The sequence below is a fragment of the Acinetobacter indicus CIP 110367 genome (assembly GCF_000488255.1).
Classification (GTDB): Bacteria; Pseudomonadota; Gammaproteobacteria; order Pseudomonadales; family Moraxellaceae; genus Acinetobacter; species Acinetobacter indicus.
Genome location: NZ_KI530757.1, coordinates 141,897 through 163,009, shown reverse-complemented (window position 1 = coordinate 163,009; position 21,113 = coordinate 141,897). Strand labels below are relative to the sequence as shown.

Below are 21,113 nucleotides of genomic sequence, written 5' to 3'. Positions count from 1 at the left end.
AGCAGGCCGGGATGATCTTCCTGATTCCGGCGGCGCGGATTATTTTTGCTCGTCTTTAGTCGTCAGCCAGAACCATAAAAATCCGCACTCGGCAGGTGAGATGAATCTGAGCTGCTCTTTCGCTTCAAGAGCAGGGTTGGTTGAAAAACAAACGAATTATCTAGCTTTAATTTAAAAAAAAACCGATGGCGGCGTTCTGCGCAAAGCTAGAGCCCGGCAGGCTTTGCGCGCGTCTATAGTTTTTTGGTAAACTAAATTTATTGATTTTATTACATATTTTAACACGATAGATTTGACTTAATTGAAAATGTATATATATTGTATATACATCTTTTTGTTAAAGCGTCTTTATTTTGGAGTGAAGCAATGAGCGAGCAAATCAAAAAAATAAAGACAGGCAAAAAAGATGGACAACTTTTAATTCGTATTAATAGTGCTGAACGCGATGAATTTATTCATCTGTGTGAAGAACTGGATACTAGTGCTGCTCGTGAATTAAGAAAATTTATTCGTAGCTTTGTGAAACAGCACAAGCGCGAATAGCCTTACTAGGGAGTAATACCATGGCGAAGCAAGTTAAATCGTTAAAGCAAAAAATCAAAGCACGTTTGAAAAAGATTTCAAAACATCAGGGCAAATTGAAACAGCTGCAAAAAGCCCTGAAAAAGCAAAAATAATTTAATTTTGCCTTGAAACCTGACTGCTAGCGTTTAGGTTTTAGATAAAAAAACCGAAGCCGGTACTGATCATACCGGCTTCGGTTTTTTTGTATATTAGTCAGGGCAGTTATACTTTTTCTGATTTTTCGCCCAGGCTAAAGAACAGGTTCAATAACAGTGCGGCAAAGGTCGCTGTCCCAATACCCCCCAGGTTAAAGCTGCCGAATTGCAGGGCAAAGTCACCGGTACCTAAAATAATGGTCACTGCCGCCACCATCAGGTTTTTGTTTTTCGAGAAGTCGACTTTGTTTTCAATCCAGATTTTTGCTCCGGCAATGGTAATCAGACCAAACACCACAATTGAAGCACCGGTTAAAATCGCGCTTGGAATGGTATGAATAATGGCACCAAACTTAGGCGATAAACCAAGGAAAATGGCAAACACACCGGCAACTGCAAAAATAATGGTCGAGTAGACACGTGTTACCGCCATCACGCCAATATTTTCACCATAGGTGGTCATGCCCGGCGCACCGACACCACCGGCTAAAGTCGTGGCTACACCATCGGCAACAAAGGCTTTACCAATATGCGGGTCCAGGTTTTCACCGGTCATGGCACTCACCGCTTTAATATGACCGAGGTTTTCTGCCACCAGAATCAGCGCTACCGGGGCAATGATCAGCATGGCATTGACTTCAAATTCCGGACCATGGAAGGTTGGCAGGCCAAACCATGCTGCCTGCTGGATTGGGGCAAAGTTAATTGGCGTGCCATAACCCATGACATTACTGACAATAAAGTAAACCAGATAGGCCAGCAGCAGACCCACCAGGAGCAACAGGCGCTGTAACAGTCCTTTGGTAAATACCGCAATTGAACCCATACACAGCACTGTAACCAGCGCCATCCACATATTAAATGGATTACCGGCTACACCTTTGACGGTGACTGGGGCCAGGTTCAGACCAATGATCATCACCACTGCACCAGTGACCACAGGTGGCATTAATTTTTCAATCCAGCGCGTACCGGTGGCCATGACCAGAAAGCCGAGCAGGGCATATAAAATACCGCAGGCAATAATCCCGCCGGCTGCCACCGCAATATTCGGGTTGGGTCCACCCGTGCCGGATGCAGCATAACCGGTCGCAGCAATCACCACCCCAATAAAGGCAAAGCTGGAACCTAAATAACTTGGAACGCGACCACCGGTCATAATAAAGAACAGGATGGTACAGATCCCGGACATCAGAATGGCCAGGTTCGGGTCAAAGCCCATCAGGAAAGGCGCAAGTACCGTCGCACCAAACATGGCAAACGCGTGCTGAACCCCCAGAACCACAGTTTGCGCAGGTGGAAGATACTCATTGGTACCTACAGGACGTGCATCGATATTGCCTTGATACGGGCGCCATTTGGGAAACCAATTGGACATATTTTGAGCACTCTAAAGACAAATTGTGCCAATCATACTCCTGTTTTTTAAAAGATTTAATCGGAGATACAAAATTTTTGTTCAAATTAATTCTATGACTTTGCTTTGTTTTTTACCGCAGGGTAAAAATTTTTTAATATAAAAATAGTATGAAATCAGTAGATTAATTCATCGACTTTGGCTGGACGGAATGTATAAATAATAATTATTTTATTCATAAAAAAAGAAATGACAGCTTTATGACTGCTTAAAAATACAGCACATGCAGAACATGTGCTGTATGTTTTTGCCAATTTGACTTAGCCGGTGTTGCGTAATCCGGCAGCAATACCGGCAATGGTGACCATTAAGGCATGATCTACCGGACTATGCTCGGCCTGCTGGCTGTTGAGATACTGGCGACGACGTTTCATCAATTCGGCCTGCAGCAGATGCAGCGGCAGTAAATACGGTTTACGTACTTTCATCGACTGATCCAGTACATCATTGCTGCTGAGTAGCTGTGACTCACCTTTTAGCGCCAGCAAGGTCTGGACCGCATCTTTCAGGCGTTGACGCAGCTCGGCGCCCAAGGCTTTCAGTTCTTCATCTTCAGTCAGATGTGCCTCATAGTAGAGTGCAATATGCCCATCGGCCTTGGACAGAACCATCTCCAGCATATCCACCAAGGTCTGGAAATAGGGCCATTCGCGCAGCATTTCTTCCAGCAGTGCCTGCTGGTCCTGGGCAATCACCTGGTTAATGGCCGCACCGGTGCCCAGCCAGGCCGGTAGCATCAGACGGATCTGGGTCCAGGCAAACACCCAGGGAATGGCACGTAGCGATTCAATGCCGCCGCTGACTTTACGCTTGGCCGGACGTGAACCAAGCGGCAGCATTTGCAGCTCCAGTTCCGGGGTCACGGTACGCAGATATTTCACAAAATGCGGATTTTCCCGTACAGTCTGGCGATAGACCTGCACCGACAGGTCAGTCATGCTGTGCATTAACTGGCGCCATTCCTGTTTGGGTACCGGCGGTGGCAGCAAGGTCGCTTCCAGCGTCGCGGCGGTATAGATTTCCAGATTCTGTAAGGCAATTTCTTCCAGACCAAACTTGAAGCGGATCATTTCGCCCTGTTCGGTGACGCGAATCGCCCCAGAAATTGAACCTGGTGGTTGTGAGAACAGGGCTTGCTGGGTCGGTGCGCCGCCACGGCTGATAGAACCGCCACGGCCATGGAACAGGGTTAGCTGAACCCCGTGCTGCTGCGCCACAGCAGTCAGTTCTTCCTGGGCACGATACTGGGCCCAGTTGGCCGACATAAAGCCGGCATCTTTGGCCGAGTCGGAATAGCCAATCATCACCTCATGTTTGCCCTGAATATGCTGCTTGTACCAGTGCATACTAAACAGGGTGTGCATGGTGTCGGCTGCGCCGTCCAGATCTTTCAGGGTTTCAAACAGCGGCACCACGCGTAGCGGCGTTTGAATACCGGCTTCTTTTTGCAGCAATAACACCGCTAGCACATCACTTGGATATTCGGCCATGGAAATAATATAGGCACCCAGTGATTCCGATGGCTGTTCGGCCAGAGTCCGCATGGTGGCAAATACTTCCTGCACATCCGGATGTTCAATCAGGCTCTGTTTTGGTTCCTGTAGGTATTTAGGCAACAGCGGACGTTTGCTTTGCAGTTCCTGTAGCAGGAAATTCTGCCGCGCCTGTTCGGTCCAGGTTTCAAAATTGCCCAGACCAAGATATTCGGTAATTGCCGAAATGGCCTGACGATGGCGACCAGATTCCTGACGGATGTCCAGCTTGAGCAGTTCAATCCCGAAACAGTTGACCCGGCGGATGAAATCCAGCAGCTTGCCATTGGCAATTTCCGGCATGTTGCAGGCCATTAACGAGCGGTGACACAGCAATAGCGGAGTCAGCAGTTCCTGTTTGCTTTTGATCACCTGGCTGTCATCGGCATCAAGTCCTTGCAGCTTTTGCGCCAGCCAGTCACGGGTGGCGGTCAAACGCTGGCGCGTCTCACGTAAATATTCACGATACGGTTCAGGATGCGGCGTACCAATGGCAGCCAGCAGCTCCGGACTGCATTGCTGGATCGACAGTTCCCAGCGCAAATCTTCAATATCGCGCAGGTACAAATCGGCGGCTTTCCAGCGCGAGAGCCACAGCACTTCCTGGGTCACCTGATGGGTCACATTCGGGTTGCCATCGCGGTCACCGCCCATCCAGGAGGCAAAGCGCAGCGGTGCAATTTCCAGCGGCAGCTGCTGGCCACACTGGGCCTGCACCATACTGTCCAGTTCCCGGATAAATTTAGGCACAGCATTCCACAGCGTCTGTTCAATGGTGGTAAAGCCCCATTTGGCTTCATCAATCGGCGTTGGACGATGCTGACGAATTTCATCGGTCTGCCAGGCCGAGCTGATCAGCTGTTTCAGCTCTTCCAGTACCGCTTGACGTTCACGCGGGGTCAGTTTCTGCTGGTCAAAAGCCGACAGGCAGGCATTGATGCCATCATATTTCTGAATGAGGGTGCGGCGGCTGACTTCGGTCGGATGTGCGGTTAAGACCAGTTCAATATTCAGTTCACAAATTTGCTGGAACAAGGTCTCGGCAGAAATATCGTGCTGCTGGAATTTTTGAAACAGATGATCGAGTGGATTCGGGGAGGGCGCGCTATCATCAAATTCGCTCTGGCGGCGGCTACGCACCACATGATATTGCTCGGCAATATTGGCAAAATTTAAAAAGTGGGTAAAGGCACGGGTCAGTGGCAGAATTTCTTCATCTTCCAGACTGGACAGTAGTTGTTCGAGTTGTTTTTCTGCTTCAATCTGGCCATCACGGGCGCCTTTGGCCAGCGCACGAATTTGTTCGACCTGATTAAACAAATCTTGTCCGGCGTGCTGTTTCAGGGTATCGCCCAGTAAATTTCCCAGCAGACGCACATCTTCGCGTAATGGAGCAGCAATTTGTTGAATCATTTTTTTCCCTCTCCAGAGTTCCTGTTTTGACTATACCCGGAATTCGTGACAATCCAAGCCAGGATAAGGCGAAAGTTGGATAATTTTTATCCGGAAGCGCTGCAAAAAAGCCGGTTTTGTTCAAGGCTTAGGCAGCCGGTCACTCGGAGATGACCTGCAGGAACAGCTGGATACTGGACTGGATCAGCTGCTGCTGTTCCTCGGCGGTCGGAATCGGGCGGATGCCGAGCAAAATTTCATGATGGCGCTGACCGAGCAACAACGACAGCATCAACTGGATTAACTGTTCTAGCGGTCTGTTGGGGATGAAATCTAACGCAATGGCCTGCTGGAAAAAATGCTGCCAGACCTGGTTCAGCTTTTGATGCGAGGCCTGATAAAACTGCTGTAACAGCGGACTTTGCTGTGAGGCCAAATCGAGCAGCAGATATTCCAGCTTGATGGCTTCCGGTAAATAGACAATTTCCAGAGACAGCGCACATAGCTGCGCCAGCGCCTGCTGGAAATTGCTGTCGGCACATAGTTGCGGCGGACGCGCCATGATCAGGGCTTCACAGGTATCTTCAATGGCACAGGTGAACAAGGTGGCCTTGTCCTGAAAATGGTTATAGACCGTCAGTTTGGTCACGCCGGCATCGCGGGCAATTTCATTCATGCTCGAACCATGATAGCCCTGCTTTAAAAACAAGGATTTAGCCGATTCCAGAATGCGCTGGCGTTTTTCGAGATCTTTGGGACGTCCGACGTTCATTTGCTGAAAATATCCTAAATAAAATAAAAACAGTCATTGTATTTTGCTGTTTCTTGCAATTAATGTACTGATCGGTATATTAATTAAAAATTGATCATTTTTAATATATTGCTATTTTGCCTGAAAAACATCTGACAAATAAGAGTCAACCGCATGAGCACGATTAACACGGTAGTTCTCAGCCTGATCCTGGTGTGTAGCACCCTGGTCGGTTGCAGCAAGGACAGCGCCAGCACTGAACAGAATATTCCCTATGTGATGGTGGCCCAGCCCACCTCCAGTCATCAGGCACAAAAAAGCTATGCCGGAGAGGTGCAGGCGCGTCAGCAGACCGCGTTGGCCTTTCGGGTGGGCGGTCAGGTGGTGGAACGCTATGTTGATGTGGGCGATCAGGTCAAGGTCGGGCAGGTGCTGGCACGTTTAGATGTTAAAGATGCCCAGTTACAGCTGAATGCAGCGCGCGCCCAGCTCGACAGTGCCCAGTCGGCCGCCAAAATTGCCCAAGATGAATTGCAACGTTTTCAGCAGCTGTTGCCAATGAATGCGGTTAGCCGCTCGCAATACGATGCCATCGATAATCAGTACAAATCTGCTGTGGCAGCACTGAAACAGGCGCAGTCCAATTATGCGGTGGCGCAGAACCAGACCGTCTATAACCGGCTGGTGGCCAATAAAAACGGGGTGATTACCGCACGCAATATTGAAGTGGGGCAGGTGGTGGCAGCCGGTCAGGCGGCGTATCAGCTGGCAATTTCCGGTGAACGTGAAGTGGTGATTGGCGTGCCGGAGCAGGCCATGAGCCAGATTAAAGTCGGTCAGCCGGCCACAGTCACCTTGTGGTCACAGCCGGATCAGCGCTTTGAAGCCTATGTGCGGGAGATTTCACCGGCGGCCGATCAGTCACGTACTTTTAGTGTCAAGGTGGCGCTACGTGCTGCCAATCCGGCGATTCAGCTGGGACAAAGTGCGCGGGTGTTTTTAAATGGCAATGCACAGCAGCAGTTGACCGTGCCACTGTCCAGCATCTCGGCCAATGGCCAGCAGGCCTATGTCCTGGTGGTAGGCGCCAATCATCAGCTACGTAAAGTAGATGTGCAGCTGGGCGCCTATGGCCGTGACAGCGTACCGGTGCTGAGTGGTCTAAAGCCAACGGACTATGTGGTGGTGGGTGGGGTGCATCTGCTGCGCGACCAGCAAAAAATTCATCCGATTGACCGGGAAAACCGTGCCGTCAAGATTCAGGCAGGGGGTTAAGCATGAGCGCACCGCTAAACTTTAACCTGTCGGAATGGGCCTTAAAAAACAAGGGCCTGATTCTGTATTTCATGTTGCTGCTCGGCATTATCGGCATGTATTCCTATTCCAAGCTGTCGCAGAGTGAAGACCCGCCGTTTACCTTTAAGGTAATGGTGGTGCAGACCTATTGGCCTGGTGCCACCGCCAAGGAAGTCTCCTTGCAGGTCACCGACCGGATTGAAAAAGAGCTGATGACTACCGGGCAGTACGAGCGGATTCTGGCTTATTCGCGTCCGGGGGAATCAATGGTGACCTTTATTGCCAAAGATTCGCTGCGTTCCGGGCAAATTCCGGATATCTGGTATACGGTACGCAAGAAAATCAATGATATCCGGCATGAACTGCCCCAAGGCGTGCAGGGGCCGTTTTTTAACGATGAATTTGGCGATACCTTCGGCAATATTTATGTGCTGACCGGCGAAGATTTTGACTATGCCACCTTAAAAGAATATGCCGACCGCCTGCAGCTACAATTGCAACGGGTCAAGGATGTCAGCAAGGTCGAACTGATTGGCCTGCAAGACCAGAAAATCTGGATTGAACTGTCCAATACCAAAGCGGCCCAGCTCGGTATTCCAGTTACCGCCATCCAGCAGGCGTTGCAGCAGCAGAACAGCATGGCCAGTGCCGGTTTTTTTGAAACCGAAACCGACCGGATTCAGGTCCGGGTTAGCGGCCAGCTGAACAGTGTTGAAGCCTTGCAGCAGATGCCGCTACTGGTCAATGGCACCACCATTCAGCTGGGTGATGTCGCGGAGATTTACCGTGGTTTTAGCGATCCGGCCCAGCCACGAATGCGTTTTATGGGCGAAAACGGGATTGGCATTGCCGTGTCTATGCGTAAAGGCGGTGACATTCTGGCGCTGGGTGAAAATCTGGCCAGCGAATTCCAGCGCCTACAGCAGACCTTGCCACTGGGCATGCAGCTGCAAAAAGTCTCGGATCAGCCGGTGGCGGTCAAGCACAGTGTTAATGAATTTATGAAGGTACTGGCCGAGGCGGTGATTATTGTGCTGTTGGTCAGCTTTTTCTCGCTCGGGTTTCGTACCGGTCTGGTGGTGGCTTTTTCGATTCCGCTGGTGCTGGCAATGACCTTTGCCGGCATGAACCTGTTTGATGTCGGCCTGCACAAGATTTCCCTCGGTGCCCTGATTCTGGCGCTGGGCCTGCTGGTGGATGATGCCATTATTGCGGTAGAAATGATGGCCATTAAAATGGAGCAGGGCTATAGCCGGCTTCAGGCGGCTGGTTTTACCTGGAAAACCACGGCTTTTCCAATGCTGACCGGCACCCTGATTACCGCGGCCGGCTTTTTACCGATTGCCACGGCCGCGTCCAGTACCGGCGAATACACCCGCTCCATCTTCCAGGTGGTGACGATTGCCTTGGTGGTGTCCTGGTTTGCCGCGGTGCTGTTTGTGCCGTATCTGGGTGATAAACTGCTGCCCGATTTTAATCAGCAGCCACAACAGGCCAGCTGGTATCAGCGGCTTTGGGCACGCTTACGCAAGCAGCCCGCTCCAGCGCCTGTGGTACATCATGCCGGTGAGCAGCATGATCCGTATCAGACCCGTTTTTATCAGGGCTTTCGCCGCTGGGTCGATACTTGTGTGACCTATCGCAAAACCGTGATTGCCGCTACGGTAGGCATCTTTGTACTGTCGATTTTGATGTTCAAGCTGGTACCGCAGCAGTTTTTCCCACCCTCAAACCGGGCCGAAATTCTGGTCGATCTGAAACTTGAAGAAGGCGCTTCGTTAACAGCCACTGAAGCCGCAGTACAAAAGGTCGAGCAGTTCCTGGCCAAGCAGGAGGGGATTGATAACTATGTGGCCTATGTCGGCACTGGCTCGCCGCGTTTTTATTTGCCGCTCGATCAGCAGTTACCGCAAACCAGTTTTGCCCAGTTTGTGGTGCTGGCTTCATCGCTAGAAGACCGGGATGAAATTCGCCGTTCGCTGGATGAGCAGATTCGTAAATTATTGCCGGAAGCGCGTACCCGGGTGTCGCTGCTGGAAAATGGTCCGCCGGTTGGCTATCCACTCCAGTTCAGGGTCTCCGGTGAAGATCTGGCTCAGGTACGGCAATGGGCGCAGCAGGTCGCAGCTCAGGTCGATGACAATCCAAACACCACCAATGTGCATCTGGACTGGGGTGAGCCAAGCAAGGTGATTCATCTACAGATTGATCAGGACCGGGCGCGACAAATGGGCGTCAGCAGTGTTGATCTGGCTAATTTCCTCAACAGTTCCATTCTCGGCAGCGCAATTGACCAGTACCGGGAAAAACGTGAACTGATTGAAATCCGCCTGCGCGGTGATGCAGCCGAGCGGGTCGATGTTGGTTCGCTCAGCAGCCTGGCAGTGCCAACCGCACAGGGCAGCAGTGTACCGCTGGCCCAGATTGCCCAGATTGAATACCGTTTTGAAGAAGGCCTGATCTGGCACCGTAACCGTTTACCGACCATTACCGTACGGGCTGACATCAGCAGCGGTTTACAACCGGCCACGGTGGTGGGGGAGCTAAGCGAACCCTTACAGCAGATTCGCAGCCAGTTGCCAAATGGCTATCTGTTAGAAGTCGGCGGGACGGTAGAAGAATCGGCGCGTGGGCAAAGCTCAGTCAATGCCGGTATGCCGCTGTTTTTGGCGGTGGTGTTTACCCTGTTGATGCTGCAGCTAAAAAGTATGTCACGGGCCTGTATCGTGTTTTTAACCGCGCCGCTTGGCATTATTGGAGTGGTGCTGTTCCTGCTACTGTTCAATAAACCTTTTGGTTTTGTGGCCATGCTCGGCACCATTGCGCTGTCGGGGATGATCATGCGTAACTCGCTGATTCTGATTGACCAGATCGAGCAAGATATTCAGGCTGGTGAAGCGCCATGGGATGCGATTATCAATGCCACGGTGCGCCGCTGCCGTCCAATTGTGCTGACTGCACTGGCCGCCGTGCTGGCCATGATTCCGCTGTCGCGCAGTATTTTCTTTGGCCCGATGGCGGTGGCCATCATGGGTGGATTGATTATTGCGACCCTGCTCACTTTATTCTTTTTGCCGGCCCTGTATGCGCAGTGGTTTAAAGTGAAAAAAAATCAGAATATGGCCTGATTTTGTGTCAATATAAGGTGCGAAAGCTTGAAAATTTCAATATAGTAGCACCTTCATTTTTACAATTTTCAATAGGTAAATTTACTGCATATTATAAAACCAAACATGCAGTAAATGGGGTTGAAGCACACATGCAGCAAGATAGCTTAGCCAAGTTACGTCGTTCGATTGCTCTTTCTTACGTCTTCATGTTTTTCGCCCTGTTTACCTTAATTAGCGCCATTTTTGCCTACTGGCTGGCCCGTAAAGTGGTGATGGTCGATCAGACCGAAGTCTGGTTACAGGCCCAGGCACTCTGGGTCATGCGCAATGTCATGATCTACTCCATTTTGGCGGTATTTGCTGCCCTGTGGTTTATTCCGTTATTTTTCTATGCCTGGAATGATGCCACCTGGGTCACTGCGACCACCATTGCCGGTGTGGTGTTTAGCGCCATTGCCTTCTTATATTTACTCAATGCCTGGATCAAAGGCTTAAGTAAATTCATGAAAAACAAGGCGGTGTTTTAAGCAGCCTAAATTTTTTTCGCTGCCTGCCCTTGTAAATCTGGGATAAACCCCAATTTCAGACCTCAGTTGAGTCTTAAATAAAATTCCGTGAGGAGCATCGCCAGACATGGCTAAACGTGATTATTATGAGGTTTTGGGTGTTGCTAAAACCGCTAGTGATGATGAAATTAAAAAAGCCTACCGTAAGTTGGCGATGAAATATCATCCGGACCGTAACCCAGATAACCCGGAAGCTGAAGAAAAATTTAAAGAAGCTTCAGAAGCCTATGAGGTGCTGTCGGACAGCGAAAAACGCAGCATGTACGACCGTATGGGCCATCAGGCCTTTGAAGGCGGCATGGGCGGTGGCGGCTTCGGCGGCGGCTTTAGTGCTGAAGATATCTTTAGCCAGTTCGGCGATATTTTTGGGGGTGCCTTTGGGGGCGGTGGCCGTCAGCAACGTGCGCGCCGTGGTTCGGACCTGCGCTATGTGATGGAACTGACCCTGGAAGAAGCGGTTAAAGGGGTGAAAAAAACCATCAGCTTTACCGCACCTGCACCGTGTGATGCCTGTGATGGTAAAGGTTCACAAAATCCAAATGATGTCGAAACCTGTAAAACCTGTCATGGTGCCGGTCAGGTGCGCATGCAGCAAGGTTTCTTCTCGGTGCAGCAGACCTGTAGCACCTGTCGTGGCCAGGGCAAAATCATCAAGAACCCATGTAACAAATGTCATGGTTCAGGTGTGTCTGACCGTCAGCAGACTCTGGAAGTTACCATTCCAGCCGGTGTCGACACTGGCGACCGGGTACGTTTAACCGGTAAAGGTGAAGCGATCCGTGATGGCCAGGCCGGTGACCTGTACGTAGAAGTGGTGGTGCGCGAGCATGAAATCTTCCAGCGTGATGGTGCCGATCTGTATATGGATGTGCCGGTTTCAATTGCTGATGCTGCCCTCGGTAAAGAAATTGAAATTCCGACGCTGGATGGCCGGGTGAGCCTGAAAATTCCGGAAGGCACCCAAACCGGTAAACTGTTCCGTCTGCGCGGTAAAGGCGTAAAACCGGTACGTACCAGCATGGTCGGCGATCTGCTGTGCCGTATTGTGGTAGAAACCCCGGTGAACCTGACTTCGCGTCAGCGTGAATTACTGAAAGAACTGCAAGCGACGCTGGATGGCGATAACAACAATTCGTCACCAAAGAAAAAATCATTCTTTGACCGCCTGTTTGACTAATTCAGTTTAACTAAGCCAGTTTAAACAGCGCGCTCAAACACAAAGGGAGGTGAACATCATCTCCCTTTTTTATGGCGAATAAAAATTAAACCCCTTCCACCGGGTCAATTTCTGCCACCAGCGCATCGTCCTGAGATACAGCCATCTCGGTGCTCTGTTCGCTTTGTTCTTCTTCAATTGCATCAATTAACGCCACTTGTGCTGCTTCTTCTGCCGATACTGCTGGCTGTAAAGTGGTGGTAATGCGGACCTGAGACAGGCTTTCCAAGGTATCACCCGGTTGTAATGGTGGTTCTGCCCAAGCCGAGCTCATCAGTAGCCCCATACACACTGCCATCCCCAGTTGTTTCGAATGCATGCTTGATCTCCTTATAATCTCTATTCTATTCATTCGTGACGGCTAGTCTGCTGTAGCAATTTTGCACTTTTGTGAAAAAACGCGAGAAATCAGAACTTTCTTTTCAATTTCTATTTTTAAATTACCGGGTTTACAAGTTACGGTTGAGCCATTTTAGTTTTTTTTGGCTTTTTTAGACTGCCGGCTTAGTCTGGGCAGGGAGTTTTGATATAGTAAGGACAATTTCGAATCAACATCAGGAATATGTTATGTCAGCAACTCCACGCATTGGTGTACTAGGTGCCGGTGGCCGTATGGGACGCATCCTTATTCAAGCCGTTGAGCAGGCCGGTTATCAACTTGCAGCTGCGGTGGAACGTCCGGAAAGTAGCTTAATCGGTGCAGATGCAGGCGAGCTTGCGGGCATTGGTAGCCTGGGTGTAAAAGTGGTCGGCAGTCTGGAAGAGGTGGTAAAGCAGTGTGACGTGGTCATCGACTTTACTGCACCGGCAGCTACTGTAAACCATCTGAAAATCTGTCGTGAAGCAGGCGTGGCAATTGTGATTGGCACCACCGGCATGAATGATGAACAAAAAGCCTATCTGGATGAATCGGCAACACAAACTCCGGTGGTGTATGCAGCCAACTATTCAGTGGGTGTGAATGTTTCAATTAAGCTTTTAGAACTTGCTTCTAAAGTATTTGGCGATACGGTAGATATTGAAGTGATTGAAGCGCACCATCGTCATAAAGTCGATGCGCCATCAGGTACTGCTTTAATGATGGGTGAAGCAATTGCAGAAACCCTGGGCCGTGACCTGAAAAAAGATGCGGTCTATCATCGTGAAGGACATACCGGTCCGCGTGAGCGTCAAAGCATTGGTTTCCAGACCATTCGTGGCGGCGATATTGTCGGTGAACACACCGCCATGTTTATTGGTGAAGGCGAGCGCGTAGAAATTACCCACAAAGCCACCAACCGGATGAACTTTGCTGCCGGTGCCGTGCGTGCTGCTGCCTGGGTCGTCGGTCGTGATGCGCGTAAATATGACATGAAAGATGTCTTGGGTTTTAACGATATTCAAGTTTAAAACCGCTGTAAAATCCGTTATAACAACACTAAAACTAAAATAAGATGAACAATGGAATGAAAAAATGGATTGTATTGGCCGGTGCGCTCGCCATGGCGGCGAGTGTACCCGCCCAGAATTTGCAGAATGCCAAACTCAATATTCATAAAAATAATATTAAGGTCTGGACCTATCAGCATCCGCAAAACCCGGTATTTTTGTACAAGGCAGAAACCACTTTTCCGGTCTCGATTGAAAAAGCCGCTGGCCTGATTCTGGATGTGGAGCATGCCATCAGCTGGGTGCCGTATATGGGCAGCGTTAAGGTACTGTCGCGTGATGATCAGAAAGGCGAGTTCCTGCTGTATATGGTGCTGGACTTTCCTTTTCCGTTAAAAGACCGTGATCTGGTGGTCAAAGGCAGAATGTTTAAAGATGCCCAAGGCGTGATTCATATTCAGAACAAGGCGGTCAGTCAGGGCTATCCCTTAAACCCGAGCTATGTACGTTTAACCCATTATGAAGGCGACTGGACCTTTCAAAAACTGGGCGCTAACCGGGTTAAGGTGTCTACCTATGGTTATGCCGATCCGGCCGGTTCGATTCCAACCAGTTTTGTGAATATGTTTGTGCAGCAGCAGCCTTATCAGATGCTGCAGAAAATGAAATTGGAACTGAGTCTGCCGGGGCGCGAGCGGCCCTTACCAGCGATTTTAAGATAAACAAACCCGTCTGGTGCTAGACGGGTCCGGTATCAGCAGACTCAGAAAGCGTATTCAGATAATGCTGATCTGAGTCTTTAAAACGAGATTTAACTGCCTTAGTAGCTAAACAGTCCTTTTTCCAGCGGGAATTCAATCCCGATTGAGGCACCACCATCTTTACCGTGCAGGTCTGAATCCCCCAGCCAGCCATTCAGTTTAAGTGGAATATCCGGACGTAGGTAATGCGTCCAGGTGATATCTAAAGCTTTTAGCTCATCTTGCTCAGGGAACGCAGCATTGGTGATTCGACCCGACCCATTCAGTTTGGCAAACAGCACCCGGCCATGCAGACGGTTTAAAGGATCAAAACGGATATCACCACCCACTGAGATCATCTGGCCATCGCCGCCCATCGCATGCGCTAATGGGTAACCATGTTGATAGAAGCCATCGGTATAAACACTATGATTATAGGAGATTCCTTGTGCCTTGCCATTGGTACGCGTATCAGCCCATTCGCTATACAGCTGGTAGGGCATATTCTGGTAACTGGATGAATAATCCACCCCGGCCAGATACATTTTTTTCGCGGGCAGGCCACCGGCTTCATCTTCACCGACATACTGGGCATAGATACCCAGCGGCATTTGCACTAAAGGTTGCAGGTTTAAACGCGCATCAAAACCGGCAATCTGATTCGATGGATCTGGTTCACCCGTGCCACCATTGTCTTTGTTGCCAACAAACGCATCCCAGAGTGAGCTCAAGCTTTCCGGACGTCCTTCACCGCCCCACTGAATAGCACGTGAAGCACCCAGTTCCAGATAGGGGAGCGGCTGAGCAGTAACACGTAGCCCAATCAGCTTGGCATCCGGGACTGCATCATAATTGTCCAGCTGACCGGCAAAGGCCTGATATTGCCATGGCCCAATCCAGGACAGCCATTTACTGCTAAAAGCAGTCTGTTCTGCCCGCTGTGCAGTAATACCATAGACTGGGCGGCTGGCATCGCCACGAATCAGACTCCCCTCATGACCTGGTCCCCAATAGGTCGGAATCTGGCCGGCAATTAGCCACTGATTCCAGAGTTTCCCGGCAATATAAGAGCCTTCAACATTCACATCCTGATCATGATCAATCTGCGGGTCTTTTTCGGCATTGACCTGTAACCGGGCATCCCATTGGCTGCCGCCAGCATTCAGTTCCAGACCGGCCTGATATTGTGATTTTTCCTGATCACCAAAGGCCTGAGGCAGATACTTGTGATCAGTTTCTGCAAACAGCGCAGCTTTCAGAAGCTGATTATCTGTATTTAAATGGGTGAGGACAGCATCCAGCACTTTTTGCTGGACAGGGGTGCTGATTTTCGCCTGAGACAGGGCGTGCTGAATTTCATCGCCACTCATGGGCCAGGTGGAGGTGCTGATCTGAATCACCCCTTGCTGATTCAGCCAATTCAGGTCGGTACGCAGGTTCTGGTCATTCAGCACAATCCCTTGAGCAAAGCTCAGGGGTGAGCTGAGGGCAAGGGTCGCAAGCAATATTTTTGATAGACGCATTTTTGATTCTCAGGAGTTTTTGCTCTCCACACCATAGGCGGACGAGTTTATTTTTTCAATGCAAACTGTTGAGTAGAGTTGTAATCTGGGAAGATTAAAAATCCCGCCGTAGCAAGATTTTTAAAGCAATCGGTCACTGCAAAATTAGTCATTATCCTTATTGGCTTTATAGGCATAAGCATAGTTATAACCATAGCCATAACCGCCCGCTTCACGTTGAATATCATTCAGAATAAAGCCATTTACTTTTACGCCAGCTTGTTCAAAGCGGTTGACAGTCATTTCAAGCTCTTTCATTTGCGTCTTGGCATAACGTGCCACTACCAAATTCACACCCGCATATTGTGAAATAATAATCCCATCGGTGACCGCTAAAACTGGCGGGGTATCAATCAGAATATGGTCAAACTGGCTCGACAAGTGCGTGAGCATCTCTGCAAATTTTTGAGTACTTAACAACTCTGACGGATTGGCAGGACTTTTACCACGACTAATGACGCTTAAATTTTCAACTTCAGTACTGCGTACAATATTGCCTAACTCGTGTTGACCATTTAAATATTCAGCCAAACCAGGTTGCACATCATAGTTAAAATATTTGTGCATATAACCGCGACGTAAATCGGCATCAATCAATAATACGCGCTTATCACTTTGCGCCAAAATGGTGGCTAGGTTGGTTGAAATAAACGATTTACCCAATTCTGGTGCAGGGCCAGAAATCATGATGATATTGTTTTTGGCACTGCTTAAGGCAAAGTGAATGGCAGTACGCATGCTGCGCAAGCTTTCAATGGCAATATCATCACTATGTTTCACCGCAAGAATAGGAATATTCTTTTTCTTTTTCAGAATTTTAATACGGCTTTCTTGCACAGGTGATCGTGGTACAGTGGCATAAACAGGTAAATCAAGTTCATTTTCAATTTGATTCGAGTCTTTAATACCTGAGCGCAACATATTACGCAGTAAGGCTAATAATGTGCCCAAGAAGCCACCTACAAAAATAGCAAGTACTAATGTGATGAGCTTTTTAGGTTTAATTGGTTTTACAGGTTCAATTGCAGTATCAATAATGCGGACATTACCAATTTCACCTGCTTTGGCAATTTTGAGTTGTTGGTAGCTATTCAATAACGCGGTGTATAACTCAGTATTTACCTTAACATCGCGGTACAGTTGTAAGTACAGTCGCTGGGTTTCAGGTAAACGCTTAATGGATTGAGTCATTTCCGAAGTTTTTTTGTTAATTTCAGAAAGTTGAGCGTTAATTGCTGACATTAATGGGTGGTCAGGCGTATATTTTGAAGAGAGTTCTGCTTGTTGCTGTTGTAGTTGGATTTTTAATTTTTCCAGCTCAACATTCTGCTTTAGCATTAACTCCGCTTCTTGTGTTACATCAATTGTGTTGTATTGTTCTCGGAAACGGTTAAATTTAATTTCAGAGTCTTCGAGTTGTTGTTTTAACTCAGGCAGTTGCTTTTCAAGGAAGCTCAATGTTTGAGCCGATTCCAGTGATTTACGTTCAATATTTTGTGCTTGGTAAATATTTAAGATGTGGTTAAGTACTTGTGTGATATGTTCTTTATCTTCACCATTGTAGTTAAGACCTATCACACCAGAGTTTTTACCTCTTTCCGCTACGCCGTAATCTTTTTTAATCCATTGTACGGCTGAAGGCATAGATAATTTAGTGACTGAAAAATCATGTGATATAGGGTTTTTCGCATAAATTTGAATTTTCCATAAACCTTTCTGATCTAGGCTTTGATTGATCACATTTAACTTGCCTTTAAACACTACATCTTTTTTATAAGACAGACTAAACTCTTGTCCATTGATAAAGTTTAGTGTGAGTTTTTTATCTAAATAAAAATTAGGCACATCAAAAGATTGAATAACAAATACATTTTTTTTATCTTGCCAAGTCACAACATTATTTTTATAAATAACTTTGCTTTGAACTGTGTTGAGCAAACGATACGTCAGGCTACTTTGTTCATCGGTGATACGAATATCAAGCTTTAAGTCTTGTATAGTTTGCCCGAGCACTTTGCGCGAGTTTAAGATTTCAATTTCCGCATCTGCAGCTGACTTTCCACCCAATCCTCCAGGCATTGCGCTTCCTAAATCCCCTAAAAGAGCTGCGGCACCTGCACCTTTAGCGTCCTCAACCTGAATCATAGCATCCGTTGAGTAGACATTTGGCGTTACTTTTAAGTAAAGGAGAGCAAAAACGAGGCTAAGGAGTGTACATAGAGCAATGAGCTTCCATTGCGACAGCAAAGAAAAGAATAATTCTTTTAAGTCAATGGTATCGTCTTGAGGTGTGCTATTCGAATTCATGAAATAAAACTGCTAAAAATTAAAAATGGGATTGCCAGTCAGAAACGTATTTTTGAATGTTGCGACAAGTTTCATCAAAAAAAGCTTGATCATGTTGATAAGGATCGGGCACATTTTGATTTTGCCAATGCCCCAAACGAAAAACCTTTCCTTTGGCAAAAGACCAAGTTTGCTCAAGATGTTTTTTTTGATTATTACTCATGACTAAAATTAAATCTGATTTTTTAATCATTTCGGCAGTAATTTGTCTGGCAATGTGTGGACGCATATCAATATTCAGTTGATCCATACAGTGTATAGCTTTTGCATCTGCCGAATGTCCAGACATTGCAGAGAGACCTGCAGACTCAATATTTAAATTGGGATGATTGTTTTTTAGAAAATATTCAGCCATTGGACTACGACATATATTTCCAATGCATACAACCAAAACATTTTGAATTTGCATGCTATTTACCTAACTGGTCAAATGTGTAAAGTGCACTCGAGAAAGGCACAATTTGATTCATGATACGTTGCCAGCGTGTAAGCCCCGTTGCATCGATATATACAATATCATTTTTTTGCATCTGAAATTGATTGGCTAAAGCCAAATTGCCTAGGCTGCTTAAGTTCAAATGATAAATTGTAGAGGTTTTAGTGCTTAAATCTGTGCGCATCACAAAAATACGTGCAGCACTTGCAGAATAAGGGTTAACACCTTCACTTTCACCCAATACATCACTTAAGGTCATGCCCTGATCACGTAAAGTAAGTGCCTGGCTTTTATTTGATTCACCCATAACATACAGCTTTTGATTTTGTTTTGCATTTACAAAAATTGTGTCATTGGGCTGAATAAGTAAGTTGTGCAAAGACAACCCTTGCTTTTCTAGTTCTACAGCATTTAAGTGATAGGTTTGCCCTTGTCGGATCAGTTGAATATTGGTGTTATCACCTGTTTCAGTATTTACGCCACCTGCTTGTCCCAAAGCTGTATAAACACTGATAGGTTGGTCATTTAATGTGTACTGACCACTACGCATGACTTGACCATTTACAAAATAGCGGCGTCCTTCATAAGAAAGAACGCGCACAACTACATCTGGGTGTTTTAAATAGCGCGAAAATTGTGAGCGTAAATATTGATTGGTTTCAGCCAGTGTTTTGCCAGCAACTTTGACTTGTCCAAGTAGAGGTAAGTATACATTGCCATTTGGGTCAATCGGATAGCCAGCCGCTTTGATATTACTAATATCTTGGATAGGTGGTGTAATCTCAGGATAAGCCCAAAGCTGAATTGAAAGTACATCACCTGCAGTTAAACGGTAAATGTGTTGCTTATTGTTAAATAAATGATAGGTAGAATTTGCACTCTGAATATTATTGAGCAAGTGGCTAGGTAAATTGTCCTGTGTTAGCTGAACGACCGTTAGTTGGGCGCCTTGGTCTGTTTGATACGCACCTTGTGTAGGTAGGTCATAGGTTTGTAAGCCAGAGGTCACAGCACAGCCAGTGGCGGCAATGCCACATGCCATTAAAACAGCCAGTTGAAAGTGTCGCACGCGAGATTCCATTTTTAATTTATTAAAATATTTAAATCAATTGCCGCCATTTTACCGAACTTGTCAAATAGGTACATAGCAATTTGTAATCATTTTGCAGATTCTGTTAAATTCTTTGCGAATAGTGATAGAAATCGAAAATTGTGAATTTACTCTAAATTTAAAAAGTTGAATATTCATAAAAACTATACACTGATGCATCATTCAACTAATTTGAGCACAAATCATAATAGAAATTTCATAAATTTCTGCTAGTATTCCTGCCGAAAGATTCTTTCTTCGTAAAATACAGATATAAATTTAAAGGCGCTCAAATGCTACAGCTTTCAGACCTAAAAATTGCCATTATTGGTTTAGGCTATGTCGGGTTACCTCTAGCGGTTGAATTCGGTAAGCAGTTGCCTGTGGTGGGTTTTGATATTCAGCAAAAACGCATACAAGAATTACAAAGTGGGCATGATCATACCTTAGAAGTGTCGTCAGAAGAACTTAAACAAGCGACGCAATTGACTTATTCTGCTCATTTAGATGATCTACGCAGCTGCAATTTTTTTATTGTGACTGTCCCAACCCCAATTGATGAGTTTAAACAACCCGATTTAACCCCGCTCATTAAAGCCTCTACCAGTATTGCGAAAGTACTTAAAAAAGGCGATGTGGTGGTGTATGAGTCTACCGTATACCCCGGTGCTACCGAAGAAGCTTGTATTCCAGTTTTGGAACAAGTGTCTGGATTAAAATTCAATCAGGATTTTTTTGCAGGCTATAGCCCAGAACGGATTAACCCAGGCGATAAGCTACACCGTGTGACCAATATTTTAAAAGTGACTTCGGGTTCTACCCCAGAAGTTGCAGACTTTGTCGATGCAGTCTATCAACTGATTGTGACTGCAGGTACACATAAAGCACCGAGTATAAAAGTGGCTGAAGCCGCCAAGGTCATTGAAAATACCCAACGTGATGTGAACATTGCTTTAATTAATGAATTAGCCGTGATCTTTAATAAGTTGGGTATAGATACTGAAGCGGTTTTACAGGCTGCGGGAACCAAGTGGAATTTTCTAACTTTCCGTCCAGGTTTAGTCGGTGGGCACTGTATTGGGGTAGACCCGTATTATTTAACCCATAAAGCCCAATCTTTAGGCCTGCATCCAGAAATTATTTTGGCGGCACGTCGTTTAAATGACCGTATGGGTGAATATGTTGCAACACAATTGATTAAAGAGATGGTGAAGCAGCGTATACAAGTGGTTGGCTCAAAAATTTTAGTGATGGGCTTAAGTTTTAAAGAGAACTGTCCAGATATTCGCAATACTAAAATTGTAGATATGGTCAAAGCTTTAAAAGAATATGATTTAGATTTAGATATTTATGACCCGTGGGTGGATCCGTTAGACGCAGCAAAGGAATATGGTATAGACCCTGTTTCTAGTTTGGCGAACGCTAAATATGATGCCATTGTTTTAGCAGTTGCGCATGATCAATTTAAACAGATGTCTATAGATGAATTTAAAGCATTGGCTAAAGAAAAATATGTTTTATACGATTTAAAATACATTCTAAATCAGTTAGATGTGGATATTCGACTGTAAG

At 46.9% G+C, this 21,113-nt stretch carries 16 protein-coding genes; 8 read left to right on the top strand and 8 right to left on the bottom strand.

Annotation, left to right across the window (positions count from 1 at the left end; all coding sequences use genetic code 11):
- The first annotated feature begins 366 nt into the window (after positions 1–366).
- Complete coding sequence (locus P253_RS15920) at positions 367–543, top strand: hypothetical protein (protein ID WP_005181183.1); 177 nt, start codon at positions 367–369, stop codon at positions 541–543.
- A 243-nt stretch (positions 544–786) separates the two neighbouring features.
- Here the strand turns inward: P253_RS15920 and P253_RS13665 are convergent, their stop codons facing one another.
- From P253_RS13665 to P253_RS13655, 3 genes are all read right to left on the bottom strand, one after another.
- On the bottom strand, positions 787–2,097 hold the full coding sequence (locus P253_RS13665) for a solute carrier family 23 protein (RefSeq protein WP_016658899.1): 1,311 nt from the start codon (positions 2,095–2,097) through the stop codon (positions 787–789).
- Positions 2,098–2,396: 299 nt separating this feature from the next.
- Positions 2,397–5,081 carry a phosphoenolpyruvate carboxylase gene (ppc, locus tag P253_RS13660; protein WP_016658898.1) on the bottom strand — a complete coding sequence of 895 codons (2,685 nt, stop codon included), beginning with the start codon at positions 5,079–5,081 and terminating at the stop codon, positions 2,397–2,399.
- Positions 5,082–5,220: 139 nt separating this feature from the next.
- Positions 5,221–5,832, bottom strand: a complete 612-nt coding sequence (locus P253_RS13655; protein ID WP_016658897.1) for a TetR/AcrR family transcriptional regulator — start codon at positions 5,830–5,832, stop codon at positions 5,221–5,223.
- A 153-nt stretch (positions 5,833–5,985) separates the two neighbouring features.
- Between P253_RS13655 and P253_RS13650 the strand changes: the two genes are divergently transcribed.
- The 4 genes from P253_RS13650 (at position 5,986) to dnaJ (ending at position 11,960) form a co-directional block, all read left to right on the top strand.
- The gene (locus P253_RS13650) at positions 5,986–7,086 is read left to right on the top strand and encodes an efflux RND transporter periplasmic adaptor subunit (RefSeq protein WP_016658896.1); all 1,101 of its coding nucleotides are present in this window, start codon (positions 5,986–5,988) and stop codon (positions 7,084–7,086) included.
- A 2-nt stretch (positions 7,087–7,088) separates the two neighbouring features.
- On the top strand, positions 7,089–10,235 hold the full coding sequence (locus tag P253_RS13645) for an efflux RND transporter permease subunit (protein WP_016658895.1): 3,147 nt from the start codon (positions 7,089–7,091) through the stop codon (positions 10,233–10,235).
- 131 nt (positions 10,236–10,366) lie between these two features.
- Positions 10,367–10,744, top strand: a complete 378-nt coding sequence (locus tag P253_RS13640; protein WP_005181203.1) for a hypothetical protein — start codon at positions 10,367–10,369, stop codon at positions 10,742–10,744.
- A 106-nt stretch (positions 10,745–10,850) separates the two neighbouring features.
- Entirely contained in the window at positions 10,851–11,960 is a 1,110-nt protein-coding gene (dnaJ, locus tag P253_RS13635; protein ID WP_016658894.1) for a molecular chaperone DnaJ, read from the top strand.
- Between the two features lie 85 nt (positions 11,961–12,045).
- Here the strand turns inward: dnaJ and P253_RS13630 are convergent, their stop codons facing one another.
- Complete coding sequence (locus tag P253_RS13630; protein ID WP_016658893.1) at positions 12,046–12,318, bottom strand: hypothetical protein; 273 nt, start codon at positions 12,316–12,318, stop codon at positions 12,046–12,048.
- A gap of 248 nt (positions 12,319–12,566) precedes the next feature.
- Between P253_RS13630 and dapB the strand changes: the two genes are divergently transcribed.
- Both dapB and P253_RS13620 read left to right on the top strand, forming a co-directional pair.
- Complete coding sequence (gene dapB / locus P253_RS13625) at positions 12,567–13,388, top strand: 4-hydroxy-tetrahydrodipicolinate reductase (RefSeq protein ID WP_016658892.1); 822 nt, start codon at positions 12,567–12,569, stop codon at positions 13,386–13,388.
- Positions 13,389–13,444: 56 nt separating this feature from the next.
- Entirely contained in the window at positions 13,445–14,089 is a 645-nt protein-coding gene (locus P253_RS13620; RefSeq protein ID WP_016658891.1) for an START domain-containing protein, read from the top strand.
- A gap of 98 nt (positions 14,090–14,187) precedes the next feature.
- On the opposite strand, the gene P253_RS13615 is transcribed toward P253_RS13620, so the two are convergent.
- The 4 genes from P253_RS13615 to P253_RS13600 all read right to left on the bottom strand — a co-directional run bounded on the left by P253_RS13615 (position 14,188) and on the right by P253_RS13600 (position 19,493).
- Positions 14,188–15,630 (bottom strand): capsule assembly Wzi family protein, encoded by a 1,443-nt coding sequence (locus P253_RS13615; protein WP_016658890.1) that lies wholly within the window; start codon positions 15,628–15,630, stop codon positions 14,188–14,190.
- 144 nt (positions 15,631–15,774) lie between these two features.
- Positions 15,775–17,976, bottom strand: a complete 2,202-nt coding sequence (locus P253_RS13610) for a polysaccharide biosynthesis tyrosine autokinase (protein ID WP_016658889.1) — start codon at positions 17,974–17,976, stop codon at positions 15,775–15,777.
- 19 nt (positions 17,977–17,995) lie between these two features.
- Positions 17,996–18,424, bottom strand: a complete 429-nt coding sequence (locus tag P253_RS13605) for a low molecular weight protein-tyrosine-phosphatase (protein ID WP_004680161.1) — start codon at positions 18,422–18,424, stop codon at positions 17,996–17,998.
- 1 nt (position 18,425) lies between these two features.
- Positions 18,426–19,493 (bottom strand): polysaccharide biosynthesis/export family protein, encoded by a 1,068-nt coding sequence (locus P253_RS13600; RefSeq protein WP_035363606.1) that lies wholly within the window; start codon positions 19,491–19,493, stop codon positions 18,426–18,428.
- 341 nt (positions 19,494–19,834) lie between these two features.
- On the opposite strand from P253_RS13600, the gene tviB reads away from it, so the two are divergent.
- Complete coding sequence (gene tviB / locus P253_RS13595) at positions 19,835–21,112, top strand: Vi polysaccharide biosynthesis UDP-N-acetylglucosamine C-6 dehydrogenase TviB (RefSeq protein WP_016658887.1); 1,278 nt, start codon at positions 19,835–19,837, stop codon at positions 21,110–21,112.
- Position 21,113 lies beyond the last annotated feature (1 nt).